The sequence below is a fragment of the Mesorhizobium hawassense genome (assembly GCF_003289945.1).
Classification (GTDB): domain Bacteria; phylum Pseudomonadota; class Alphaproteobacteria; order Rhizobiales; family Rhizobiaceae; genus Mesorhizobium; species Mesorhizobium hawassense.
Genome location: NZ_QMBP01000010.1, coordinates 195,235 through 219,781, shown reverse-complemented (window position 1 = coordinate 219,781; position 24,547 = coordinate 195,235). Strand labels below are relative to the sequence as shown.

Here is a 24,547-nt window from a genome sequence, read left to right as displayed (position 1 = left end):
ATCATGTGGTCCCCCTCCTGCGGTTTGGGTTGACGATGATGAGCATATACTCGACTTCGCAGAAAATGGCCACCCGCCAGTCCAGAAATCGCCGAAAGCCGGAGATGCCTGTGCCCGATCTGCCACTTATTAGCAGGACGCGGAAATGAACGATCGTCTCCGCATCGCGCTCTACCAGCCGGATATCGCCGGCAACACCGGGACAATCCTGCGCTTCGCCGCCTGCCTCGACCTTGGCGTCGACATCGTCGAACCGGCTGGCTTCCCGCTCTCCGACCGGGCGCTGAAACGAGCCGGCATGGATTATCTCGAAATGGCGGCGCTCACCCGTCATGCCGACTGGCACGCCTTCGAGGCGTGGCGCAAGGCGCATGCTCGCCGCCTGGTGCTGCTCACGACCAAGGCCACGACCGCCTATACCGACTTCGCTTTCGCCGCCGGCGACATTCTTCTGTTCGGCCGCGAATCCGCCGGCGTGACGCAGGAAGTCCACCAGGCGACGGATGCGCGACTGACCATTCCGATGCGGCCGGGCGCGCGCAGCATCAACGTCGCGCTCTCGGTCGCCATGGTCGCGGGCGAAGCGCTTCGCCAGCTCGGCTAGAACGCTCCACGCTTGCTCACTATCCCGAATTACCGCCCCGTTCGCCGTCATTCTTGCCCAGGCGCACATCGCCTTCTCCTGCATTTGCCATATCGTCCCCCTTTCGCTACAAGCTCAACTTAACTTGAGGTCAAGCGGGAATTCGAGTATGGCTCCGGTAAGGGAATTGACGGTCGGCCAGGTGGCGGCGCGCAGCGGCGTGGCGGTGTCGGCGCTGCATTTCTACGAGGCGCGCGGGCTGATCCGCAGTCACCGCACGTCGGGCAACCAGCGGCGCTACAGCCGTGATGTGCTGCGGCGCGTGGCAATCATCCGCGTCGCCCAGGAGGTCGGCATTTCGCTGGCCGGGATCGCCCAGGCGTTCCAGTCCCTGCCTGAAGAACGGACGCCGACGCGCGCGGACTGGAACCTGCTTTCGACGGCCTGGCGCGACGAGCTCGACCACAAGATCGCGCAAATGAAGAAATTGCGCGATGGCCTGACCGACTGCATCGGCTGCGGCTGCATGTCGATCGACAAGTGCCCGCTCCGGAACAAAGAAGATCGGCTGGCGCGGGAGGGAACGGGCGCGAGGCGGCTGGTGGTGAGCTGACGATCTAGCTCCAAGGCACCTCAATCGGCGGCAGGCAACCGCCGCATGGTGAACTCGATCACGTCGCCCGGGCGTTCGAACCAGCTTTCGATCTCGGTCCAGTAGGCCTGCTTGGGGAAGCGCTCGAACCACTCCTTGGCCTTGAGGCGCGCGGCGGGCCTCGGCAACACGAAGGTCTCGCGCAGGAATCCATCGCGCGGCTGGCCTGCGCGCTCGGCCCGCGAGCGTTCCAGCCTCTTCTTCAAGCCATCCAGCGGCGGTCTCGCCGGGGTGCGCACGAAGGGAGCTCCTTTGCACCTTGGTCAGACAGGACTTGACCCTTGCCCTCAAGAGATTAGGGATCGCGCGCAGAAAAAACTAGTGGTCCGATTCCAACACTCGCCCGCGTATCCGTAAAGCCGTTGCAAGTGTTGGAATCACAAGGGCCACTAGCAAGTTTATGTTTCTAGTGGAGTTTTCGAATTCGACATTTTCATCGTGCCCTGCGCCATGCGGTGTGCAAATGTCAAATTCACTCCACTAGGTCATTTGTCGGGCAAGTGCGCCTGTGGCTGGAGACTGAATTGGAAAGACCTGACCTTCCCGTGGGGCTGCCGGCCGACATCGAGCAGAAGAAGATGAAGGCCCGCCTCTGGTTCGAGGCTTTGCGCGAGCGCATCTGCGCCACCTTCGAGCAGATCGAGCAGGAACTCGCCGGACCGCAATCCGCATGGTCGCCCGGCCATTTCGAGAAGACTCCGTGGGAGCGCGATGAAGGCCGCGGTGGCGGCGGCACCATGTCGATGATGCGCGGCCGCGTCTTCGAGAAGGTCGGCGTGCACACCTCCACCGTCCATGGTGAATTCTCGCCCGAGTTCAGGAAGCAGATCCCCGGCGCCGAGCAGGACCCCCGCTTCTGGGCGAGCGGCATCTCGCTGATCGCCCATCCCTGGAACCCCAACGTGCCGGCCGTGCACATGAACACGCGCATGGTGGTCACCACCAGTCAGTGGTTCGGCGGCGGCGCCGATCTGACGCCGGTGCTCGATCGCCGCCGCGTCCAGGACGACCCCGACACGATCGCCTTTCACCGCGCCATGCAGTTCGCCTGCGAGAAGAACGCCGCGGTCGCCGACTATCCGAAATTCAAGGCCTGGTGCGATGAGTATTTCTTCCTGCCGCACCGCGATGAGGCGCGCGGCATCGGCGGCATCTTCTTCGACTGGCTGCATTCGGACGAGGACAAAGGCGGCTGGGACGCCGATCTCAATTTCGTCCAGGACGTCGGACGGTCTTTCCTCGTCGTCTATGCCCATCTGGTGCGGGGCAACTTCGACCATAACTGGACCGATGGCGAGCGCGACGAACAGCTCATCCGGCGCGGCCGCTACGTCGAATTCAACTTGCTTCACGATCGCGGCACCATCTTCGGCCTTAGGACCGGCGGCAATGTCGCCTCGATCCTGTCCAGCCTGCCGCCCGAGGTCAAATGGCCGTAACGATCCGGTGATCGCGGCCATGGTCGCATTGCCGTCCCATTCGCCGAATCTTGGCCGGCAATGTGGCGGGTCGGATTTCTTTTTCGTCTAATATCCTTTTGAAAAAATTGAGCTATTTAGGATCGTCGGGTCGGGAAGCGTCGGCGGTTCGTTATCGCTGCGAGCCGTGATCCGACGCGACTTGACGGCCCTGATCGAGAGGGGCGCCTTGCCTGACGGGCGCCCGCATTTCCAGGAGAGCATGCCATGCGCAAGCTTATCGTGACCGCGGCAGCCGCCGCCTTTCTCGCCTCCGGTGGCGCCGCGTTCGCGGCGGTCAAGCACACCACCGGCACCGTGAAGAACTTTGACGGAACGGCAATGAGCCTTGTTCTGGATGATGGATCGACCTTCACCCTGTCCAAGGCCTTCAAGGATCCCGGCATCCAGGCCGGCGAGAAGGTCCGCGTGTCCTGGGACATGAGCGGCAAGAACAAGATTGCCGAGGCCGTCAAGATCATGAAGTAACGGCCCTGCTCTGAAGGTCCAGTTCTCAGGCAGCAGGGAAAGGCGGGGCATCGTGCTCCGCCTTTCCTTTCCATTCCGAGACTGGACTTTCGATGCAACCGAACCGTCGGGCGCGTGTTATGGTAGTCCGGCAGAGCAACCGGAAGAGGCGCGTCGCCGTTTCTATTCCGGACTGCCAAGACAAAACATCAGGGGCCGGTCGGCCAAGGCCGAACCACCTGCGCTAGGAAAGGAAGGGCCATGAAGGAATTCCAATGCGGATCGCTGGTTCCCGGCTGTGATTGGCACACGCGCGCCGACGAGGAAGCGGAGGTCATGCGCCGGGCCGTCGAGCATATGCGCGAGACCCATGGCGAGACCGTCATCCGCGAGACGATGATCGAGGCGATCCGCTCGCGCATCCAGAAGGTCCGCGACGCCGCCTGAGCGGCTACGTCGCGGAATTCGAACCAGGCAAGCCGACAGGCAAGAGCGGAACGTTGCTTCCGGCACATGCGCTCTCTTTGCAGGTGGTCCTTTGGATCGCCGGCAGAGGCACTTTTTCCGCATAATCAAGCAAATTCTTATATTCGTAACGGCTTGGATAACCTCCCGGTAACGGTGCGCGTGCGACTCTGCCGCGTATGATCCGGCCAGAGGCGGCTGCCCGAGGAGCCCTTCGCCATCAAGGCGCTGTCCGGAATGGTGGGGCGAGGTGCTTCGCGCATGCGCGAGCGATCCAACATCCGGGGTGGTCTCTGCACGGCGGCACTGTTGTCGTGCACTCTGCTGTGCGCGTCCACGGCAGCCGCCCAGGAGTGGACCACCTCGCTCGTCGACGTTCATCAGGGCTCTCCGCTCAGCGACCGCGCCAGGGGCCTCGGCAACGGCGGCTACGAACTGCAGAGCGGAAGCTGGGTATCGTTCACTCGCTGGTACCATGCGAACTGGGTCGACATGCATATCGATCTTCTCACCCAGATCACGCCCGATACCGGCATTCTCTGGGGGTTTGGCACCGGAGAGCAAGCCGAGAAATACCGCATCGAGCCCAGCTTCAAGCTTGGTTTTCTCACGCAGATCCATCCGAATCCGAACAGCACCTTGTCGCTTTCGGTCACCTCGGTCATCGGCGGCAATCTCACGGAAAAGCCCTGCGAGGCCGACTATGGCGACCTGGGAACCTACAGCGTCAACTGCCGGCTGGCGGCGGGCGAGACCGCGCCCGAGGAAACGTTGAAATATCTGGTTAGCGCCAAGCCGGAGACCATGCATCTGTGGCTGAACTACCGTCTCACTTTCTGATCGGAGGCTCGAATGAAGAATCATTTCGCTCCGAAGTCGTCCGCCCTGGTTCTTTTCTGATTGGAGTATGAACATGTCGGCTAATTCCCTGAAGTTCGGCCTCGCTGCTGCCTTGGCCATCCTTTCGGCACCGATCGCGTCGGCGCAGGACGCTCTGAGCCCGGACGAGATGGCCGCGCTCTGCCATGGCGGCGGATCGATATGCGTGAGCGCAACGATCCCGGTCTCGCGGACGACACAGGCCGTCCAGAGCTGGATGAGCCCGGACGTCGGCGCCGCGTGGGCTGCCGGCTACAAGGGCAAGGGCGTCACCATCACCATGGTCGACGACTTCAGCAGCACATCACGCTTCTCCGGCAATTTCGGCATCGGCGTGCAGACGCAGCGGCATGGTGAATGGACGCGCGAGGAGGCAAGCATGATCGCTCCCTCTGCAACCATCCGCTCCAAGGATTTCTCGACGGGCTCGTACGTCCCGCTGGCGGGTGGCCTCAACGTGCTCAACCTCAGCTATGGCATGTATACGACCGCGGGCTACAGCGTGAACCAGATCGGCTGGGCCCCGGAAGAGGCGTCGATCATCTCTTACGCCACCAAAGGCTCTGCCATCGTCTCGAAGGCGGCCGGCAACGACGCCGTCGCCGTCGGCGCGGCCATCAACGGCCAACAGGACTATCTCGACCTCGCTTTGATCGGCAAATCGACGGCGATCTTCGCCGGCGCGCTGTCGACGAACGGCACCACGACCAACAAGGCTCAGCTTGCCTGGTATTCCGACTACGCCGGCTCCAATACGCAGGTGCAGAGCCACTTCCTCGTGGTTGGCGTCGAAGGCGACAAGACCGGTCTTTACGGAACGTCCTTCGCCGCGCCGATCATTTCCGGCTACGCCGCGATCATCGGCAGCAAGTTCACCAAGGCGACGCCGGTGCAGATAACCAACGACCTGCTCAACACGGCTCGCACCGATACGCTGGCCAATTACGACCCGTCCATCTACGGCAAGGGCGAGGCAAGCCTTTCGCGGGCGCTGGCTCCCGTCGCGATCCATTGACGGGCGACGGTCGCCTGACCGACTAAATCTCCAGGGCTTGCGCGGCGCGCTGCATCAGCGCGTCGCGTTCAAGGGTGAAGCCTGACCCGACCCACTCCTTCTCGAGGTTCTTCAGCGTGGCGCCGAGCTTCGGCCCCGGCGCCGCGCCAAGCCCGGTGAGGTCGGCGCCTTTGATCGGAAACACCGGCTTTTCCCATTTCAGCGTGAAATTGAGCAGGCGCGAAAAACCGCCGGCTTCCATCATCGCCTGATTGTCCTCGACCGCGCGCGTCCGCGCCGCGGCGAGCGCCAGCCGGATGCGATCGAGATAGCCATCGCGATCGCCATAATAGAGTTTTTTGGCCAGTTCGGTCTCGGTTACCTTCGCTTCCGGCGCGGCGGTGAGCGCCCAATGCCGCAGGCGACCCGCCTCTTCATTCGAAAGCCGCAGCCGTTCGCCAAGCGTCTTCATCCGCACGGCGTCGGGCGGGACGATCGCCTCCAGCCTCAGTATTGGATCGACGGCCCAGCCGAGATCCTTCCCGGTCCTGATCAGGCCGTGAATGGCATCGATGCCCCATTTCTCGCTTTCCGGCAGCGCCGCGGAAAGCACGCCCGCCTGACGCATCCACAGCAGCGCGCGCGAGGGATCCGGAGCCGACAGCAGCTTCTTCAGCTCGGACCAGACGCGTTCGGCCGAAAGCTGGGCAAGCCCTTCCTTCAATCTCGCGCAAGCCTTCAGCCCTTCCGCGTCAGGCCGTCCGTCGCCATACCAGGCAAAGAAGCGGAAAAAGCGCAGGATGCGCAGATAATCCTCGCGGATGCGCGCTTCGGCGCCGCCGATGAAACGCAGTCGCCGCGCCTCGATATCGGCGACGCCGCCGACGAGGTCGACGACCGTGCCATCGGCTTCGGCATAGAGCGCGTTGATGGTGAAGTCGCGCCGTTCGGCGTCGGCTTTCCAGTCGCGGCCGAAAATCACCTTTGCCCGCCGGCCGTCGGTCTCCACGTCGGCGCGCAGCGTCGTCACTTCATAAGGCTTGCCGCCCGCCACCACGGTGATGGTGCCATGCTCGATACCGGTCGGCGCCGTCTTGAAGCCGGCCGCCTCGGCGCGACGGATGATCTCGTCGGGCAAGGTCGTGGCGGCGATGTCGATGTCGGCAACGGGCTGGTCGAGCAACGTGTTGCGCACCGCGCCGCCGGCGACGCGCGCTTCCTCGCCGCCTTCCTTCAGCACGGCCAGAAGCCGCTGCAGATGCTCGTCGTGCAGCCAGTCGGCCTTGCCCAAAAGAGTGATGACGGCGCTCAAGCGTAGAGTCTCTCGTAAAGGGTGCGTACGATGCCTGCGGTGACGCCCCAGATGCGCTGGTCGCCATAGGGCATATCGTAGAAGAACCATTCGAGGTCGTTCCAGAAGCGGCTGTCGCGCTTGTGGTTGAAGGGGTCCATCAGGAAGCTCAGGGGCACCTCGAAGGCCGCGTCGACCTCATCGGTATTGAGCGTCAGCGAAAAGCCGGGACGCACCACCGAAAGCACCGGCACGATGCGATAGCCGCTGCCTGCAACATAATCAGGCATACGCCCTATGATCTCGATATGGTCGCGATCGAGACCGATCTCCTCGAAGGTCTCGCGCAGCGCCGTTCCTTCGGGGCCCGGATCGGTCGGGTCGATGGTGCCGCCTGGAAAAGCCACCTGGCCGGAATGGCTGCGCAATTTCTCGGCGCGCTTGGTGAGCAGCACCATGGCGCCCTCGGCACGGTCGATCACCGGTATCAGCACCGCGGCGTCGCGCAGCGGCTTGACGTGTTGGAGCCTCGGGTGGCCGGGGTTGAAGCGATGATCGCCGAAATCGTCGCCCGGGACGATCGCCGCCTGCGCCGCGACGCGGGCGCGAAAGTCAGCGATCGAGAACGGTGCCGGCGTCACCTGGTCCATCACAGGCTCAGCCGTTTCAGTTTCTCGGCCGGCATGATCGGAAAGACCTCGCCGCCCGAGCGGACGGCGAACATAGTCTTGCCGTCGATATCGATTTCCTCGCCATGCTCGACCAGTTCATACATCACCGGCCGCGCCACCAGTGCCTCCAGCCGGCCGCGCACCAGGAGATAGGGTTTCAGGCCGCCGGTTTCCTCTTCGTCGACGAAACGCAGCGGATGGCCGGGTCCGGCGGCGACGACATCGCCGACATTGGTGCGGAAGGTGATGACCTGGTCATGGCCGCTCCCGGAAACATTCATTTCGACGGCGATGAAGGGCGCATCGGCCACACGGATGCCGACCCGCTCGACCGGTGTCACCAGGTAGGTCTTGCCGTCCGCATCCTTGCGCAGCACGCTCGAAAACAGCTGCACCAGCGGCAAGCGGCCGATCGGCGTGCCGAGATAGAACCAGGTGCCGTCGGCCTTGATCTCCATATCGAGGTCGCCACAGAACTCCGGGTTCCAGCGCTCGACCGGCGCCGGCCCCTTGCCGGCGCGCGCAGCCCGCGAGATCAGCGCCTCCAGGCCCCGAGCCTCGGTGGCGCTGGTTAGGCTTTGTTCGCCCAGGCTTTGTTCACGATGTTCGCTGCGTTCGGCCATGGTCACGAAATAGTCACTGTTGTCCCGATTGTCAGCCTTGTCCGCCTAAGTCTGTGATTTAAGTTCGAATAGAGGCGCCAGGCGGGGGCGAATCGCGGCATTCTGCGACATTGAGAATGCAGGCCGGTATTTCCAACCACAAGGATCGAAACGGCATGAGCGTGATGATCAAGGAAAGCCCGATCAGCGAAACCGCGATGATCGAGGAAGCCGAAAAGGCGCTGGCCGATATCTCCAGGGTCCGCGACGCGGTCGGCCGGGTTATCTTCGGCCAGGAAGCCGTTGTCGAACGCACGCTGGTGGCGCTGCTCGCGGGCGGCCACGCGCTGCTGGTCGGCGTGCCGGGCCTCGCCAAGACCAAGCTGGTCGAAACGCTCGGCATCGTGCTCGGCCTCGATTCGCGCCGCGTCCAGTTCACGCCCGACCTGATGCCGTCGGACATCCTCGGCTCCGAAGTGATGGAGCAGGACGAATTCGGCAAGCGCTCCTTCCGCTTCATTTCCGGGCCGATCTTCACGCAATTGCTGATGGCGGACGAGATCAACCGCGCCTCGCCGCGCACGCAATCGGCGCTGCTGCAGGCGATGCAGGAATATCACGTCACCATCGCCGGCGCCCGCCATGACCTGCCCTCGCCTTTCCATGTGCTGGCGACGCAGAACCCGCTGGAACAGGAAGGCACCTATCCGCTCCCCGAAGCGCAGCTCGACCGCTTCCTGATGCAGGTCGACATCCTCTATCCGGAAATCGAGGCGGAGCGCCGCATCCTGCTTGAGACGACTGGCGTCGACGAGGCCAAGGCCGACAACGTGCTGCAGCCGGCCAGACTGAGGGAAATCCAGACGCTGATCCGCCGCATGCCGGTGCCGGAAAGCGTCGTCGAGGCGATCCTCAGGCTGGTGCGCTCGGCCCGGCCCGGCCAGGGCAACGCCGAGACCGACAAGCATGTCGCCTGGGGACCGGGTCCGCGCGCCAGCCAGGCGCTGACCCTGTGCGCCCGTGCCCGCGCCCTATATGATGGCCGGTTGGCGCCTTCGGTCGACGACGTTCGCGCCCTGGCCGAACCGGTGCTGCAGCATCGCATGGCGCTGACTTTCGCCGCCCGCGCCGAAGGCACTTCTGTGCGCGACGTGGTGGCGAAACTGGCAAAAGGCATCTGATGGGTCGAATAGGCGAGGTCCAGGCTCCGGTTGCGACGCGCGACGCGCTCGCCCGTGGCCGGTTGCGGGCTTCACTGGTGCCAGATCTGCTGGTCGAGGCGCGCCGCATCGTCAACACGGTGATCGCCGGCTGGCACGGCCGCCGCAAGCGCGGCATCGGCGAGAATTTCTGGCAGTTCCGGCCCTATGTCGAAGGCGATTCCTCGCGCATCGACTGGCGCCGCTCGGCCAGGGACGACCACACCTATGTGCGCGACCGCGAATGGGAAGCGGCTCACACCGTCTGGCTCTGGGCCGACCCTTCGCCTTCCATGCTCTATAAATCTGCCGGAGCCGGCGTTTCCAAGGAATCGCGCGCGCTGGTGCTGGCCCTGGCCCTGGCGGAGCTTTTGTCGCGCAGCGGCGAGCGCATCGCCTGGCCGGGCCTGACCGACCCGTTCACCGCCCGCAACGGCGCCGAGCGCATCGCCGCCCAGCTCAGCCATGCCGGCGCGCTGCCCGCCAAGCCCGACCTGTCGGCCATCCGCCGCTTCTGCGACATCATCCTCGTCAGCGATTTCCTCGATCCGGTCGAGGAGACGATGACCTGGCTCGACGTGCTCGCCCGCCACGGCGTGCGCGCGCATCTGATCGAGGTCGCCGACCCGGCCGAGGAAACCTTCCCCTATGCCGGCCGCACCGAGTTCACCGATCCAGAGACCGGCGACAAGCTGACCGCCGGCCGCGCCGAGACACTGGCCGATGAGTATCGCCTGCTCTACAGGGCTCGCCGCGAGGAACTGGCCGCCTGGTGCAAGCGTCTCGGCTGGAGCTACACCGTCAACCACACCGACCGCCTCGCCTCCGAGGCGCTGGTGCGCGTCCACATGGCGATGACCGTGGAAGGCGGGCACGCAGCGTCAATTGCCAATCGAGCTGGAAAGGCGGTCGCATGAGCTGGCTGCCGCTTTCCTTCGGGGCGCCCATGGTGCTGTGGGGGCTTCTGGCGCTGCCGGTGATCTGGTGGCTGCTCAGGCTCACCCCGCCCAAGCCGCAGACGGAGGTTTTTCCGCCGCTGGAAATCCTCGCTCGCGTCCTGAGGCGCGAAGAGACCCCGCAACAGAGCCCTTGGTGGCTGACACTGCTCCGGCTGCTGATGGCCGCACTTGTGGTGATGGCTTTGGCCGAGCCGGTCTTCAATCCGCGCGAAAAACTGCCGGCGGAAGGCGCTGCCCTGGCGCTCGTCATCGACAATGGCTGGGCAAGTGCCGCCGACTGGGGTAAGCGCGTCGCCACAGCCGAGCGGCTGATCGGCGATGCAGGCTCGAACGGGGTACCGGTCGTCATCGCCTTCACCGCCGAGAAGCCGAACGCCGAGATCGGTCCTTTCGACGCCTCGGCCGCGCTCGATCATCTGCGCGCCGCCAAGCCGCGGCCGGTCCCGACCGACCGGCCGGCCGTCTACGCCCGCGTCGCCGCCGCGCTGGAGCGCCTGCCCGGCGCCAGTGTTGCCGTGCTGGCCGACGGGCTTGCCGCCAAGGGCGACGACATCGCTTTCAGGACGCTGCTCGCAAAGAACGCGACGCGGCTGGTCTGGGCGACGTCCGACCGGATGCCGCTGACCGGGCTCATCGGCGCGGACAACCAGGTCGACGGCTTCGCGCTGACAGCCATCCGAGCGCCGGGCGATCCGGCGCCGGCGCAGGTCACCGCGGGCGCCTTCGACGACAAGGGCCGCCGCATCGCCGATGCGATGCTGACCTTCGCGCCCGGCCAAGCCGCCGCCACGGCGACGATGACGGTGCCGTTCGAATTGCGCAACGATTTTGCCTCGATCGCGCTCGACGGCGAGCACCAGGCCGGCGCCGTGCGCGTGCTGGATGAAAGCTCGAAGCGGCGGCGCGTCGGCCTGCTCTCGCAGGCCGAGGCCGACCAGGCGCAACCGCTTCTGTCGCCGCTCTACTATATCCGCCGCGCCCTGCAGCCCTTCGCCGACCTTGTCGAGCCCTCGAGCGCCGATCTCGCCGACGCCATTCCGCAGCTTCTCGACCAGAAGCCGGCGATGATCATCATGGCCGATGTCGGCACCATTCCTGAGCAGGTCAAGCAGCGGCTGGTCGACTGGGTCGACAAGGGCGGCACGCTGGCGCGTTTTGCCGGGCCGCGCCTTGCCGCGGCCGGCAATGACGACGACCTTTTGCCGGTCCGGCTACGGAGCGGGGAACGCGCGCTCGGCGGCGCGCTGTCGTGGACGACGCCGCAGGCGGTCACGGAATTCCCGAAGAACGGACCCTTCGCCGATCTTTCCCCGCCCTCCGAGGTGACGGTGAGCCGGCAGGTTCTGGCCGAACCGACGCCCGACATCGTCGAGCGCACCTGGGCCACGCTTGCCGACGGCACGCCGCTGGTGACGGGCATGAAGAAGGACAAAGGCACGCTGGTGCTCTTCCATGTCACGCCCGAGGCGACCTGGTCGAACCTGCCGATCTCGGGCACCTTCGTCGAGATGCTGCGGCGCGTCGTGCAGCTGTCGCGCAACCAAGGCGCCGCGATCGCCAATGCCGAAGCCGCCGCCGCGTCGCTGGCACCCTATCGGATGATCGGCGCCGACGGCCTGCTGACGCCGCCCTCGCCCGATGCGCGGCCGCTCGTGCCCGGCGCCGGTCCGCTCCCTGTGACGCTGGAAAACCCGCCCGGCCTTTACGGCTCGGAGACCGGCGTCTTTGCGCATAATCTTCTCAACGCGTCGAGCACGTTCGCGCCGCTGACGCGGCCGCAGGTCTCCCTGCCGGTGACCGCCATCCCCTATGCCTTCGACGAATCGGAGAACCTCAAGGGTCCGCTGGTCGCCATCGCGCTTTTGCTGATGGTGCTCGACACTTTGGCCGTGTTCTGGATGGGTGGCCTGTTGGCGCGCCGGCCGCGCCGAACGGCCGTGGCGACCTCCGCGGCCGTTCTGGTCGTGCTGGGCGGCCTCTTCGGCCACGCCGATCTTGCCCGCGCCGACGATTCCAAACCCGGCGACGCCCAGGCGATCGAGGACATTTCGAAGACCCGCATCGCCTATGTGATCACTGGCGAGCCCGGCGTCGATTCGATCAGCCGTGCCGGCCTCGAAGGCCTGACCCGCTTCCTGATCGAGAAAACCGCGCTCGAACCCGGCCCGCCGGCCGGCGTCGACATCGCCAAGGACGAACTGTCCTTCTTTCCGCTGATATATTGGCCGATCGATGCATCGGCGCCCATGCCCAGCCAGGCGGCGATCGCCCGCATCGATGCCTATATGCAGCAGGGCGGCACGGTTCTGTTCGACACGCGCGATCAGTTTTCGAACGGCATCGGCGCCGGCGCGGCGGGCCCCGCGACCGAGAGGCTGCGCGACATTCTCGCCAATCTCAACGTGCCGCCGCTGGAACCGGTGCCGTCGGACCATGTGCTGACCAAATCCTTCTTCATCCTTCCGGAGTTCCCCGGCCGCTTCAACGGCAGCCCGCTTTGGGTCGAGGCCTCGCTTGAGGCAAGCAACACCGAGAACCGGCCCGTGCGCACCGGCGACGGCGTCTCGCCGATCATGATCACCGCCAATGATTTCGCCGGTGCCTGGGCGATCGACGAGAACGGAGATCCGATGCTGCCGACCGTGCCGCCGGACCCGATGCAGCGCGTCTACGCGCTGCGCGCTGGCGTCAACATCATGATGTACATGCTGACCGGCAACTACAAATCCGACCAGGTGCATGTGCCCGTGCTGCTCGAACGGCTGGGGCAGTAGCGCATGAACTGGTCGATCTCCTTCGAACCGCTCGTCTCCTGGCCGCTCTTCGGCCTGCTCTCCGTGCCGTTGCTGCTGCTGGCGCTGGTCGGTTTGTGGTTTCGCCAGCGCGGCTCGGCGCTGCGCTTCATCGCGCTGCTCGCGCTCGCCGCGGCGCTGCTCAACCCGGTGTTCCTCGCCGAAGAGCGCGAGGCGCTGAAGAGCGTCGTCGCCCTCATCGTCGACCGCAGCCAGAGTCAGGACATCGGCGACCGCGGCAAGCAGACCGACGAGGCACTGGCCGGAATGCAGCAACGGCTCACCCGCTTCAAGCAGTTCGATGTCCGTGTCGTCGAGGCCGGCAAATCGGAGGCCGCCGACGAGCGCACCGAGACCAAGCTGTTCAGCGCGCTGGAGGGCGCCTTCCGCGACGTGCCGCCGTCGCGCATCGGCGGCGCCATAATGATCACCGACGGCGAGGTGCACGATGCGCCCGCCGGCGCACCGGAGTTCAACGCGCCGCTGCATGCGCTGATCACCGGCAACGAGCACGAGAAGGATCGCCGCATCCGCTTCGAGAACGCGCCGCGCTTCGGCCTCGTCGGCAAACCGCTCGACATGACCTACCGCGTCATTTCGACGGAAGGTGATGGCGCGCCGGTGGATGTGCGGGTCTCGGTGAACGGCGAGCAGATCTCGGTCGAGCACGCGACCGTCGGCCAGCCGATGAAGCTCTCGGTCACCATCCCCAATGCCGGCCGCAACATCGTCCAGCTCGGCATCGACCGCGAGCCGGGCGAACTGACCGACGCCAACAACCGGGCGATCGCCCTGGTCGATGGCATCCGCGAAAACCTGCGCGTGCTCTTGGTTTCCGGCGAACCGCATGCCGGCGAGCGCACATGGCGCAATCTGTTGAAATCGGACGCCTCTGTCGATCTCGTCCACTTCACCATCCTGCGTCCGCCGGAAAAGCAGGACGGCACGCCGATCAACGAATTGTCGCTGATCGCCTTCCCGACACGCGAGCTGTTCGTCGAGAAGATCAAGGATTTCGATCTGATCATCTTCGACCGCTACCAGCACCGCGACGTGCTGCCGATCCTCTATTACGACTACATCTCCGAATATGTCGAAAAGGGCGGCGCGCTGCTGATTGCCGCCGGTCCCGAATATGCCGGCGAGAATTCCATTGCCCGCACGCCGCTCAACGCCGCGCTGCCGGCCATGCCGACCGGCGAGGTGGTGGACAAGGCGTTTTATCCGCGCCTGACGGATCTCGGCCAGCGCCATCCGGTGACGCGCGGGCTCGACGGCTCGGCGAGCGAGCCGCCGCATTGGAGCCGCTGGTTCCGCACCATCGGCGTCAAGAATCCGGAAGGCGAAGTGGTGATGAAGGGCGCCGACGACCGGCCGCTGCTTCTGCTCGACCGCAAGGGCGAAGGCCGTGTCGGCATGTTGCTCTCCGACCAGGGCTGGCTGTGGGCGCGCGACTTCGAGGGCGGCGGACCGCATGTCCAGCTCTATCGCCGCATCGCCCACTGGCTGATGAAGGAACCGGAGCTGGAAGAGGAACGGCTGACCGCCGACGGCCGCGGCATGATGCTTGAAATCCGCCGCCAGACGATGAGCGACGATCCCGGATCCGCGCAGGTGATCACGCCCTCCGGCAAAGCCGTGACGGTGAAACTCGAAAAATCGGAGCCCGGCATCTTCACCGGCAGCCTGCAGACCAGCGAGATCGGCCTTTACCAGATCGGCAATGGCGACTTGACCGCGCTAGCCCATGTCGGTCCGATCAATGCGCCGGAATTCGCCGACGTGGTCTCGACCGAGGACAGGCTGAAGGCGCCTGCCGAGGCGACCGGCGGCAGCGTGCGCAGGCTTGCCCCTTCCTCCGCGCTCGGCAATCTCGCCGGCGGCGTCGCCTTGCCGTCGATCGTGCCGGTTCGCTCCTCGGCCGCCGCTTCCGGCGACGACTGGATCGGCCTGCGCACCACCGACGACAGCGCCCTCGAGGCCGTGTCGCGCGTGCCGCTGTTCGGCGGCTTCCTCGGCCTCGGCCTGCTGCTGCTCGCCATCGGCTCGATGTGGTATCGCGAGGGGCGGTAAGCGCCACCTCTTCCTTCTCCCCGTTCCACGGGGAGAAGGTGCCCGAAGGGCGGATGAGGGGCGGCGCCAACGCCTGCGATTAAAGATCAGTGCTTGCCTCACCCCTCACCCTGCTCGACCGGCAAACGGGGCGAGGGAGAGCCCCTACTCTTCCGGCTCGACGGTGAACAGCAGCGGATAGCCCTTGGCCTTGCCGGCATCGGTCGCCCGCGTCGCCTTGGTTTCCGCGATATCCCTGGTGAACACCGCGACGACGCACACACCGCGCGTATGCGCGGTGATCATGACGCGGTGCGCCTGGTCCTCGCTGAGCTTGAACTCGCCCTTGAGCACGGTCACCACGAACTCGCGTGGCGTGAAATCGTCATTGACCAGGATGACCTTGTAGAGCTTCGGCCGCTCGGTCTTCGGCTGTGTCTTGACGCGGGGTTTGATGACGGTTTCAGGCATCGGATCCAGCAGCGAGAGGAGTTCGACTCCCGCTCTCATTTTGTCACGCAGGAAATCACACGTCCAATTGCGCGCGGGTAACAACGGAGCTGGACGATCGACACTATGTGGGGAAGCGCTGCTGGCGGGTCAACGGCCCTGGCGCCCGACCGGGCGGCGCATCGCGGTGCCCGATCTGCCCGAACCGGCGCCGCCATCCATGCCCGAGCCGCGTTCCTTGAAAGCGAAGAATATCCAGCCGACCAGGCCGATCACCGTTATGCCAGTCAGCACGATCAGGATCCAGGATTGTGCCGGGGTGATGTAGTCGAAACTCGATGAGATAGCGGGCGCGAACAGCTCGGGTTCGGTCCTGCCGCTAGCGGGATCCGGCACCGGGCTTGCTTTAAAGATGATCAACGATCGTGCGGCCGCGGTGGCGATCAGACCGCCGAGGGTCAACGAACGCATCAGGGACGAAAACCGCTTCTTCATGCGGATTGTCCTACAGCACCGGCATTGCGATCGGGTTAAGGATTGAACTTGGTGCGGCTGTAACCTGCCGGTTTCAGGCTCCCGCCGCCGATAAGCCGCCCCAGCCGAAATCGGCTGGAGCGGCCTTCGTCAAAAGTGATGCCGAACTCTGGATCAGGGCTTCTTGGCAGCCGGCTTCGCAGCAGCGGGCTTCGCAGCCGGCGCCTTCTTCGGAGCCGGGCACTTGTGCTTCTTGGTCGGCTTGCAGACCTTCTTGGCCGCTACCTTCTTCGGCGCGGGCTTGGCGGTCGCGTCGGCTGCCGGAGCGGTCGTGGTCGTCGTGGTGGCGGCGGCCGGAGCAGCGGTCGTGGTGGCGGCGGCGTTGCCGAGAGCCGGCATCGAGAAGGCCAGGGCGACACCGAGACCGAGGGCGGAGAGAAGGGACTTTTTCATGGCTTGCTTCCTTTTTTGTGCGGGTCGGGAGTCGAGCGTCACTGATCTGGGTCGACCGGTGTCACTCCAAGCAGCTTCAAAGCGTTTGCGAGCATCCGGATTCCCTGCGCCTGTTTCTTGTTGGCGCAGAACCGGTCTCCCTTTCTTTGCAGTGCTTTCGCCGCGGTGACCTGCGTTGCCGCGGCATGGGTTTCGAGGGCTTCGTCAACTTGACGGCTGAGATTCGTGCAGCGCTCCGTCCGGGTGAGCGGCGGCGCGACCTTTGCGGGGGTGGAGGCACCGGCCGCTGCTGTGATGAGCGATATGCTGAGCAAAGCACCCGTCACGCTGATCCAGAACCTCTGCATTGGTCTTGCCCGTTACTCCGGAAACTTGCGTCGCAGCCATCACCTGACCGCCACGGGACCGGTTATGGCCTTTAAATTTTTCACCAGTTTTTCCCGACTGTAGAATTTTGTTTCTGGATTGTTTCTGGGGAAGCCGGCCGCGGCGCCGGTCGCGGCCACTGGCCAAGATGTGGCCCGAATTCTATCGTGTGGGTGGTCGACGAAGGGATTGCTTGGCTAACAAATGACAGGGTTCCAGTGAAATCCGACGCACACATTCTGATCGTCGACGACGACAAGGGCATACGCGACCTGCTGCAGGAGTTCTTCCAGAAGCGCGGTCTGCACACCACGGTGGCCGGCGACGGCGTCGAGATGGAGGCGATCCTGCGCCGTACGCCGGTCGACCTGATCATTCTCGACGTGATGCTGCCCGGCAAAAGCGGGCTCGAGCTTTGCCGCGAGATCCGCGCCAATTACACCACGCCGATCATCATGCTGACCGCGGTCACTGAAACGACCGACCGCGTGGTGGGTCTCGAAATGGGCGCCGACGACTACGTGCCCAAGCCCTTCGATCCGCGAGAGCTTCTGGCCCGCATCCGCGCCGTCTTGCGCCGCAACGGCAGCGCCGAGCCGCGTCGCCCGAGCGCCAAGCAGGTCTATCGCTTTGCCGGCTGGACCATGGATTGCGCGCGCCGCCGCCTGACGGCGCCCGACGACGTCCGGGTGGAGCTGACCATGGCCGAATTCAACCTTCTGCAGACCTTCGTCAAGAGCGCGCAGCGCGTGCTGACCCGCGAGCAGCTGATCGAGCTCTCGGGCGGCGACACCGGCTACAGCTTCGACCGCAGCGTCGACATTCTGGTGAGCCGGCTTCGCCGCAAGATGGAAGACGATCCGAAGATGCCGAAACTGATCCTGACGGTGCGCAGCGGCGGCTATCAGTTCCTGCCCGAAACGACGTCCGAATGAGACGCTTCCTGCCGCAGACCCTGCCTGTCTGGGTGCTGCTGATCGTCATTGCCGGCCTGATGATCAGCCAGGTCGCCACGCTTTACATCGTCGCGCGCGACCGCGCCGCCTCAAACGGTGTCGTCGATCTCTACCGGCTCAACGATCGCGCCTATTCGCTAGTGCAGCTGATGCATGACGCCACGCCTGAAGAACGCAAGGCGACCGCGTCGGGTCTGTTCAACTCGACCTATGCGCTGACGGTTTCGGACACGCCCGCCGTCACCTCTTCGATCGCCGGCGACGACCAACTGGCCGAGCTGGAAGACATCCTCGTCGGCCGCCTGTCCAAGTTCGGCATCACCGACGCGCGCGTGCGGCGCGATCCGGCCACGCAGGAGTCCGACGTTCCGGATGGCCAAGCGGTGAACAAGGATGTCGGCCAGGTCGAGCGCGACCTGCTGGTGCTGGCCGCGGATTTCGCCCAGAGCGACAAGCTGACGGCATCGTTGCGCTTTTCCGATGGACAGTGGTTGAATTTCACCGAGCCGATCACCCCGCCAGGTCCGATCCTCAGCCTCGACAGCCTGCCGCTCTATTCGCTGATCGCCGGCTTGGTCGTCATCATGTCGATCTGGTCGTTGCGCCGGCTGACCGCCCCCTACCGGATGATGGAAAGGGCGGTGACGCGCATCGGCAACGACCTCAAAAGCCCGCCGATCGCCGAAACCGGCAGCCGCGAGATCCGCGCCGCGGCGAAGGCGATCAACGCCATGCAGACGAGACTGCGCGACTATGTCGAGGACCGCGAGCATCTGGCCGCCGCGCTTGCGCATGATCTGCGCACGCCGCTGACGCGGATGCGCCTGCGCCTCGAACTGTTGCGCAGGTCGCCGGCGCGCGAGGCGCTCGCGCACGATCTCGCCGACATCGAAAGCATCGCCAGCTCCGTGATCGACTTCGCCAAATTCGAGGTGACGGAGGAGAAGGCCGAGCGCATCGATTTCTGGTCGCTGGTCGAATCGGTCGCCGACTCCTTCGACGGCGCATCCTTCGACGAGGATGCGGCCCCTTCGCGCGGCCTGATCTGCATCGCGCGGCCGGTGGCGCTGCGCCGCTGCGTCACCAATCTCATCCAGAACGCGGTGACCTACGGCAAGAAGGCGCATCTCGGCGTGCGGCGATCGGGCGACACGATCACGCTTTCGATCCGCGACGAGGGCCCCGGCATCCCGCAGGCGAAACTGGACGCGGTGTTCGGCTCCTTCGTGCGCCTGGAGGAATCGCGCAACCGCACGACCGGCGGTCTTGGCCTCGGCCTGACCATCGCCCGCAACATCGCGCGCGGCGCCGGCGGCGAGGTCAATCTTTCCAACTACCCGGGCGGTGGCCTGCTGACGGAGCTGAGGCTGCCGGTGGCAGCTTGAGTCAGGAGCCGGTGCGGTCCGCCGTCGACGCCTCTGGATCGGTCGAACCATCCTTGTGATAGTGCGGCCCGCCTGGTCACGAGGGAAATCCACCCATGTTTTACGCCGTCCTTGCCTATCACGTCGAAAACACTGTGCAGTCCTGGACGCCCGACGAGGATGCGGCGCTGATGAAGGACCTGCTCGATGTCAACACCAAGCTGACCCGGGAGGGCAAGCTTGGGCCTGCGGCAAGGCTTGGCCCGACGGCGGAGGCGGTAACTTTGCGCGGCCCGGCCGACGCCATGGTGATCGATGGCCCGTTCGCGGAGACCAAGGAGCAGCTGCTGGGCCTCTATGTGCTTAACTGCGCGAGCCTGGACGAGGCGATCGCCGCCGCCCGTGACCTCAAACGCGTCAATCCCACCGCCGTCTACGAGATCCGGCCGATCATGCTTTATAAGCCTGGCGCCGCGCTGCCGGCCGGTTGAGATACGCTTCGGCCCGCGTTTCACATTGGTGTCGCGGCAGCCTCGATTTCCCGTCCCAGGCGCAGCGTCTCGCGCACCAGAAGATCGAGATCCTCGCGCCGCGTGCGATGATTGGCGATCGCCACCCTCAGGCAATGTTGGCCATGCACTGTGGTGTCGGATAGCGCCGCGCTGCCCTGTTCCTGCAACCGCAGCATGATCTCGGTGTTGAGCGCCTTGATCAGCTCCTCGGACGCGCCTTTGGGCTTGTAGCGAAAAGAAACGATGTTGATCGTTGTCGGCGCCGTCAGTTCGAATGCCGGCTCCGCCTTGATCAGCGCAGTGAGATAATGCGCCTGGGCGATGTTCTGGTCGATCAGCCGGCCGAACTTCTCGACGCCATGCTCCTTCAGTGCCATCCAGATTTTCAGCGCGCGGAAGCCACGCGACGTCTGCAGGCCGTAGTCGTGCAGCCATTCTCCGGAGGCAAGGCCGCGCGGCGCCGATTCGAGATATTCCGGCGTCACCGCGAAGGTGCTGCGATGCGCCGATGCGTCCCGCACCAGCGCGCAGCCGGCCTCGAACGGCGCATGCAGCCATTTGTGCGGATCGAGCGCGATCGAATCCGCCTGCTCGATACCAGCAACGAGCGGCCTGTTCTCAGGAGCAATCGCGATCAGCGCCCCGATGCAGCCATCGACATGGAACCAGAGGTCTTCCGCGGCCGCGACGGTCGCCAGCGCCTGAAGATCGTCGACGGCGCCGGTGTTGACGGTGCCGGCGGTGCCGATCACGCAGGCCGGCTTGAAGCCGGCCTCTCGATCCTCAGCGATTGCCGCCTTGAGCGCGGCGATATCGATGCGCAATCCGTCATCGGTCGGGATCCGTCGCAGCGCCCGATTGCCGAGACCCAGCGCCTCCATGCCCTTGCGATGGCAGGAATGGACCTGGTCCGAGGCGTAATAGCGCAGCGGCTTGGGGATGGCGCCGACGCCGCGCTCGCGCACGTCGACGCCCGCCTTGACGTTGCGCGCCACCGTCAGCCCGATGATGTTGGCCATCGAGCCACCGCTGACCAGCGTGCCGCTCGCCGTTGCCGGAAGGCCCACCATCTCCTTCAACCAATTGACCACCTGGCTGTCCATCAGCCCGGCGGCATGGTTGCCGCCGCCGAGATTGGAACCCTGGATCGCCGCCAGGAAATCGCCGAGCGCGCCGGTGAAATTGCTCGAGCCCATATACCAGGCCCAGAAGCGCGGATGGATGTTGCCCATCGGATAGGCCATGACGTTGCGGGCGACGTCACCATAGACGTCTGCCACCGGCGCCGGTGAGCGTGGCATCGGCGCGCTGAAGAATGATCGCACCTCGGCCGGCATCTCGCGCCAGGCCGGACGCTCACGGACATCCTTGAGATAGCTGATGGCATCGTCGACGATCCGGTGCGACAGCGCTCCCATATCCGTCCAATCCTGCGGATCGAGCGTTTCTTCCGTAGTCACCGCTTCCCGAAAAGTGTCCATCCGTATCTCCCGCCGGCATCTGGGTGATCATGTGGAAAAATGGCGACGCCGCCGTTTAGATAGCGGCGTCGCGTCGTCTACCGTCAGACGTCGAACTGACAGCTCGGCGTCGAGCGCGATAGCGCGGTTTCCTCGGCGTCCATCTCGGCCTCGATACCGTCGAAGAGCGGCGTCGACATGTAGCGCTCGCCGGTGTCGGGCAGCATGCACAGGATCACCGAGCCGGCCGGCGCGGTGCCCGCGATCTGGCGCGCCACGGCGAAAGTGGCGCCGCCGGAGATGCCGGTGAAGATGCCTTCCTGCTGCGCCAGCGCCTTCGCCCATTTGATGCCCTCGGGGCCTGGGATCGGCACCACCTGGTCGTAATAGCGCTGGTCGATCGCCTCCTGCAACACGTTGGGGATGAAGTCTGGCGTCCAGCCCTGGATCGGATGCGGCTCGAAGGCTGGATGGCTGGCGGCCGGCGCGCCGCCGGCGCCGCGCTCCTGTACCTTGCCGCTGCCGATGAGCTGAGCGTTCGCCGGCTCCGCAAGCACGATCTTGACCTCCGGCCGCTCTCGGCGAAGCACCCGGCCGACGCCGGCGACGGTGCCGCCCGTGCCGTAGCCGGTGACCAGATAGTCGAGACGGGAGCCTGCGAAATCATTGACGATCTCGCGGCCGGTGGTCGCCTCATGGATGGCGGCGTTGGCCTCGGTCTCGAACTGGCGCGCCAGAAACCAGCCATTGGCTTCGGCGATCTCGACCGCCTTCTTGTACATGCCGAAACCCTTCTGCGCGCGCGGCGTCAGCACCACCTTGGCGCCCAGCATGCGCATCAGCTTGCGGCGCTCGACCGAGAAGCTGTCGGCCATCGTCACCACCAGCGGATAGCCCTTCTGCGCACAGACCATGGCAAGGCCGATGCCGGTGTTGCCGCTCGTTGCCTCGACCACCGTCTGGCCGGGCTTCAATTTGCCGCTGCGCTCGCCTTCCTCGATGATGTTGAGCGCCAGCCGGTCCTTGACCGAGGCGGCCGGATTGAAGAACTCGGCCTTCACATAGATCGTCGCATGACCCGGACCGAGATTGTTGATACGGATGACCGGCGTGTCGCCGACCGTGTCGAGAATGCTTTCGAACAGCCGGCCGCGACCGGTTGTGGTTCTGATTTTCAATTGCTGCAACATGGGCTTTTCTCCTCGATATCTCACGCGCCGGTTACAGACCGGCGGCTTGGGCGGCGTGGTTTCGACACCTTGCCGCGTTAGTTGCATGTGACTTGCCGGCAATTCGGCAAAGGCCGCGTCCGGCGCGAGAATTCGCCGCCGGATGCGCCCTGTCGTGTTTGGTGATAGAACATGGACCAACTGGTCAGCGTGGGAGCGAGCGTGGAAACGGACGTGGAATCCGTTCGATCGGCCCTGAAAGGCGATGCCGCCGGCCTGTCGATCCGGCTGCTCGGTCCGCTGGCGATTGCACGCGACGACGTTCCGGTCGCGCTGCCCTCGTCCCGCAAATTGCGTGCACTGCTCGCCTATCTGGCGCTCGCGCCCCACCCCGTCAGCCGCAGCCGGCTCTGCGAGCTTCTCTGGGATGTGCCCAACGACCCACGGGGCGAGTTGCGTTGGTGTCTGAGCAAGCTGCGTGCCGCGCTCGACGAGCCGGGCCTTCACCGGATCGAGACCGAAGGCGACACCGTGGCGCTGCGCCTTGGCGATACGAGCGTCGATGCCACGGAAGCCGCCGCCGCGGTGGCGGAAGGGATCGAGACGCTTGGCCTCGAGCGTCTGCGGGCGCTTGCGCAACTGTTCACCGGCGATTTTCTCGATGGGCTGGAGCTTGACCGGAGCCCGCATTTCGGCAGCTGGCTGACGGCGCAGCGCCGTCGTTTCAGCGCATGCCATGTCGCCGTCCTGGAGCACATCATCGGCCTTGTCCCGCAGGGAGTCGACGAAGCAGGCGCCTATATCGACAAATGGCTGGAGCTCGCGCCGTTCGACAGGCGCGCCCATGTGGCGCTGCTGGAAAACCTGGCCGGGCGCGGACAGATCGGCGCCGGCGAGGAGCATCTTGCCACCGCAGCGGAGCTCTTCCACTCGGAAGAGCTAGATTTCACCCCGCTGCGCGAAGCATGGCAGGAGATACGAGCCCGACACGCCAGCGCAACGCCATGCACACGATCCGGGCCGGGTTTCCCGATGCCGGAGTCGCCGGTCGCCACGCTCGAATCCGAGCCAGCAGCGACGCGCCGGGCTTCGCTTGCGGTGATGCCGTTTGCGGAGAGCGCCGGCAATGGCGGCTTCCGCGGCGGGCTGGCCGATGGCCTGACGCACGACATCATCACCCGGCTAGCCAAGCTTCGAGATTTCTTCGTGATCGCCCGCGGCTCTGTCTTCGCGCTCGCCGAGAAGGACATTGCGCCGGACGACGCCGGACGCAGGCTGAATGTCGACTATGTCGCAACGGGCTCGGTGCGCAGCCAGCCGGGCCGGGTCGTCGTGTCCGTCGAACTCGTCGAGGTGCGCACGGCACGGATCGTCTGGGCCGAGACCTTCGAGCACAAGCCCGACGACATCTTCATTGTCATCGAGGATATCGGCAACAGCATCGTCTCTTCCATCGCCGCCGAGATCGCCACGGTGGAACGCAACCGCGCGCTGCTGAAGGCGCCCAACTCGCTCAATGCCTGGGAGGCCTATCATCGCGGCCTCTGGCACATGTACCGCTTCACCCGCCAGGAGAACGAGCTGGCGCAGCATTTCTTCGGCGAGGCGTTGAAGCTCGATCCCACTTTCGCGCGCGCCTATGCCGGCATGTCCTTCACCCACTGGCAGAATGCTTTCCAGCGCTGGGGCGACCGCGACCGCGAGACCGCCCTTGCCTTCGAAAGTGCCGGCCAGAGCCTGCTGGTCGACGACCGCAACCCTGCCGCCCATTGGGCGATGGGTCGCGCCTTGTGGCTGCGCGGCGAACAGGACGGCTCGCTGCTCGAACTGGCGAACGCCGTCGACCTCAGCCCAAACTTCGCGCTCGGCCACTACGCGCTGTCCTTCGTCCATTCGCAGTCGGGCGACCCGCAATCGGCGATCGGCTCGTCCGATCATTCGCGCCATCTCAGCCCCTTCGATCCGCTGCTGTTCGGCATGATGGGCGCGCGCGCCATGGCGCATGCAAGGCTCGGCGAATTCGAAGCGGCCGCCGAATGGGCGCTCAAGGCCGCAGCGCGCCCGAACGCCCATGTCATCATCCTGGCGATCGCCGCGCACTGCCTGGCGCTGGCTGGCCGGCAGGACGAGGCGCGCAGCTTCGCCGCCAAGATCCGCAACACGTTGCCCAACTATCGCGCCGACGATTTCATCGCCACCTTCCGCTTCGACCGTGACGGGGAGGCTCTGTTCCGGAACGGCTCGAAGTTGATCGGGCTGAACTGAATTCTACGTTCCGG

Annotated in this window: 25 protein-coding genes; 15 read left to right on the top strand and 10 right to left on the bottom strand. The window is 65.2% G+C overall.

What is annotated here, in order from left to right; translation table 11 throughout:
* Window positions 1-145 precede the first annotated feature (145 nt).
* Together DPM33_RS21405 and soxR are read left to right on the top strand one after the other, a co-directional pair.
* A complete protein-coding gene (locus DPM33_RS21405; protein ID WP_112099417.1) occupies window positions 146-604 on the top strand; it encodes a tRNA (cytidine(34)-2'-O)-methyltransferase in 459 nt (152 codons plus the stop codon).
* A 148-nt stretch (window positions 605-752) separates the two neighbouring features.
* On the top strand, window positions 753-1,196 hold the full coding sequence (gene soxR / locus DPM33_RS21400; RefSeq protein WP_112099416.1) for a redox-sensitive transcriptional activator SoxR: 444 nt from the start codon (window positions 753-755) through the stop codon (window positions 1,194-1,196).
* A 20-nt stretch (window positions 1,197-1,216) separates the two neighbouring features.
* On the opposite strand, the gene DPM33_RS21395 is transcribed toward soxR, so the two are convergent.
* Complete coding sequence (locus DPM33_RS21395) at window positions 1,217-1,474, bottom strand: hypothetical protein (protein ID WP_112099415.1); 258 nt, start codon at window positions 1,472-1,474, stop codon at window positions 1,217-1,219.
* Window positions 1,475-1,759: 285 nt separating this feature from the next.
* Here DPM33_RS21395 and hemF point away from each other — a divergent pair, with 285 nt between their 5' ends.
* From hemF to DPM33_RS36680, 5 genes are all read left to right on the top strand, one after another.
* Window positions 1,760-2,674, top strand: a complete 915-nt coding sequence (gene hemF, locus DPM33_RS21390; protein WP_112099414.1) for an oxygen-dependent coproporphyrinogen oxidase — start codon at window positions 1,760-1,762, stop codon at window positions 2,672-2,674.
* A 246-nt stretch (window positions 2,675-2,920) separates the two neighbouring features.
* On the top strand, window positions 2,921-3,181 hold the full coding sequence (locus DPM33_RS21385) for a DUF1344 domain-containing protein (protein ID WP_112099413.1): 261 nt from the start codon (window positions 2,921-2,923) through the stop codon (window positions 3,179-3,181).
* Between the two features lie 240 nt (window positions 3,182-3,421).
* Window positions 3,422-3,607, top strand: coding sequence for a DUF1059 domain-containing protein (locus tag DPM33_RS21380; protein WP_008877709.1), 186 nt, complete (start codon window positions 3,422-3,424; stop codon window positions 3,605-3,607).
* A 279-nt stretch (window positions 3,608-3,886) separates the two neighbouring features.
* Window positions 3,887-4,465 (top strand): hypothetical protein, encoded by a 579-nt coding sequence (locus tag DPM33_RS21375; protein WP_112099412.1) that lies wholly within the window; start codon window positions 3,887-3,889, stop codon window positions 4,463-4,465.
* Between the two features lie 73 nt (window positions 4,466-4,538).
* Entirely contained in the window at window positions 4,539-5,519 is a 981-nt protein-coding gene (locus DPM33_RS36680) for a S8 family serine peptidase (protein ID WP_112099451.1), read from the top strand.
* Window positions 5,520-5,541: 22 nt separating this feature from the next.
* Here DPM33_RS36680 and DPM33_RS21365 read toward each other — a convergent pair whose 3' ends face one another.
* Genes DPM33_RS21365 through DPM33_RS21355 form a run of 3 tightly spaced genes read right to left on the bottom strand, consistent with a single transcriptional unit; the run spans window position 5,542 to window position 8,083 of the window.
* Complete coding sequence (locus DPM33_RS21365) at window positions 5,542-6,810, bottom strand: CCA tRNA nucleotidyltransferase (RefSeq protein ID WP_245442300.1); 1,269 nt, start codon at window positions 6,808-6,810, stop codon at window positions 5,542-5,544.
* Entirely contained in the window at window positions 6,807-7,439 is a 633-nt protein-coding gene (locus DPM33_RS21360; RefSeq protein ID WP_112099410.1) for a CoA pyrophosphatase, read from the bottom strand. The genes DPM33_RS21365 and DPM33_RS21360 overlap by 4 nt, the downstream gene beginning before the upstream one ends.
* Complete coding sequence (locus DPM33_RS21355) at window positions 7,439-8,083, bottom strand: DUF1285 domain-containing protein (RefSeq protein ID WP_112099409.1); 645 nt, start codon at window positions 8,081-8,083, stop codon at window positions 7,439-7,441. Before DPM33_RS21355 ends, DPM33_RS21360 begins: the two co-directional genes overlap by 1 nt.
* A gap of 155 nt (window positions 8,084-8,238) precedes the next feature.
* Here DPM33_RS21355 and DPM33_RS21350 point away from each other — a divergent pair, with 155 nt between their 5' ends.
* Genes DPM33_RS21350 through DPM33_RS21335 form a run of 4 tightly spaced genes read left to right on the top strand, consistent with a single transcriptional unit; the run spans window position 8,239 to window position 15,085 of the window.
* Window positions 8,239-9,243, top strand: coding sequence for an AAA family ATPase (locus DPM33_RS21350; RefSeq protein WP_112099450.1), 1,005 nt, complete (start codon window positions 8,239-8,241; stop codon window positions 9,241-9,243).
* On the top strand, window positions 9,243-10,178 hold the full coding sequence (locus DPM33_RS21345; RefSeq protein ID WP_112099408.1) for a DUF58 domain-containing protein: 936 nt from the start codon (window positions 9,243-9,245) through the stop codon (window positions 10,176-10,178). The genes DPM33_RS21350 and DPM33_RS21345 overlap by 1 nt, the downstream gene beginning before the upstream one ends.
* On the top strand, window positions 10,175-12,994 hold the full coding sequence (locus DPM33_RS21340) for a DUF4159 domain-containing protein (RefSeq protein WP_112099407.1): 2,820 nt from the start codon (window positions 10,175-10,177) through the stop codon (window positions 12,992-12,994). Before DPM33_RS21345 ends, DPM33_RS21340 begins: the two co-directional genes overlap by 4 nt.
* A gap of 3 nt (window positions 12,995-12,997) precedes the next feature.
* Window positions 12,998-15,085: a hypothetical protein gene (locus DPM33_RS21335; protein ID WP_112099406.1), complete on the top strand. Its 2,088-nt coding sequence runs from the start codon at window positions 12,998-13,000 to the stop codon at window positions 15,083-15,085.
* A gap of 144 nt (window positions 15,086-15,229) precedes the next feature.
* Here DPM33_RS21335 and clpS read toward each other — a convergent pair whose 3' ends face one another.
* The 4 genes from clpS to DPM33_RS21315 all read right to left on the bottom strand — a co-directional run bounded on the left by clpS (window position 15,230) and on the right by DPM33_RS21315 (window position 16,788).
* A complete protein-coding gene (gene clpS / locus DPM33_RS21330; RefSeq protein ID WP_112099449.1) occupies window positions 15,230-15,535 on the bottom strand; it encodes an ATP-dependent Clp protease adapter ClpS in 306 nt (101 codons plus the stop codon).
* Window positions 15,536-15,664: 129 nt separating this feature from the next.
* The gene (locus tag DPM33_RS21325) at window positions 15,665-16,009 is read right to left on the bottom strand and encodes a hypothetical protein (RefSeq protein WP_112099405.1); all 345 of its coding nucleotides are present in this window, start codon (window positions 16,007-16,009) and stop codon (window positions 15,665-15,667) included.
* Between the two features lie 153 nt (window positions 16,010-16,162).
* Window positions 16,163-16,441 carry a hypothetical protein gene (locus DPM33_RS21320; protein WP_112099404.1) on the bottom strand — a complete coding sequence of 93 codons (279 nt, stop codon included), beginning with the start codon at window positions 16,439-16,441 and terminating at the stop codon, window positions 16,163-16,165.
* Window positions 16,442-16,479: 38 nt separating this feature from the next.
* On the bottom strand, window positions 16,480-16,788 hold the full coding sequence (locus DPM33_RS21315) for a hypothetical protein (protein ID WP_112099403.1): 309 nt from the start codon (window positions 16,786-16,788) through the stop codon (window positions 16,480-16,482).
* Between the two features lie 237 nt (window positions 16,789-17,025).
* Here DPM33_RS21315 and DPM33_RS21310 point away from each other — a divergent pair, with 237 nt between their 5' ends.
* From DPM33_RS21310 to DPM33_RS21300, 3 genes are all read left to right on the top strand, one after another.
* Complete coding sequence (locus DPM33_RS21310) at window positions 17,026-17,742, top strand: response regulator (RefSeq protein ID WP_112099402.1); 717 nt, start codon at window positions 17,026-17,028, stop codon at window positions 17,740-17,742.
* Complete coding sequence (locus tag DPM33_RS21305; protein ID WP_112099401.1) at window positions 17,739-19,148, top strand: ATP-binding protein; 1,410 nt, start codon at window positions 17,739-17,741, stop codon at window positions 19,146-19,148. Before DPM33_RS21310 ends, DPM33_RS21305 begins: the two co-directional genes overlap by 4 nt.
* Window positions 19,149-19,243: 95 nt before the next feature.
* Entirely contained in the window at window positions 19,244-19,618 is a 375-nt protein-coding gene (locus DPM33_RS21300) for a YciI family protein (protein WP_112099400.1), read from the top strand.
* A 20-nt stretch (window positions 19,619-19,638) separates the two neighbouring features.
* Here the strand turns inward: DPM33_RS21300 and DPM33_RS21295 are convergent, their stop codons facing one another.
* Window positions 19,639-21,120, bottom strand: coding sequence for a pyridoxal phosphate-dependent decarboxylase family protein (locus DPM33_RS21295; RefSeq protein WP_112099399.1), 1,482 nt, complete (start codon window positions 21,118-21,120; stop codon window positions 19,639-19,641).
* Window positions 21,121-21,203: 83 nt separating this feature from the next.
* Window positions 21,204-22,289: a PLP-dependent cysteine synthase family protein gene (locus DPM33_RS21290; protein WP_112099398.1), complete on the bottom strand. Its 1,086-nt coding sequence runs from the start codon at window positions 22,287-22,289 to the stop codon at window positions 21,204-21,206.
* Window positions 22,290-22,460: 171 nt separating this feature from the next.
* Between DPM33_RS21290 and DPM33_RS21285 the strand changes: the two genes are divergently transcribed.
* Window positions 22,461-24,533 (top strand): transcriptional regulator, encoded by a 2,073-nt coding sequence (locus DPM33_RS21285; protein ID WP_245442299.1) that lies wholly within the window; start codon window positions 22,461-22,463, stop codon window positions 24,531-24,533.
* Window positions 24,534-24,547 lie beyond the last annotated feature (14 nt).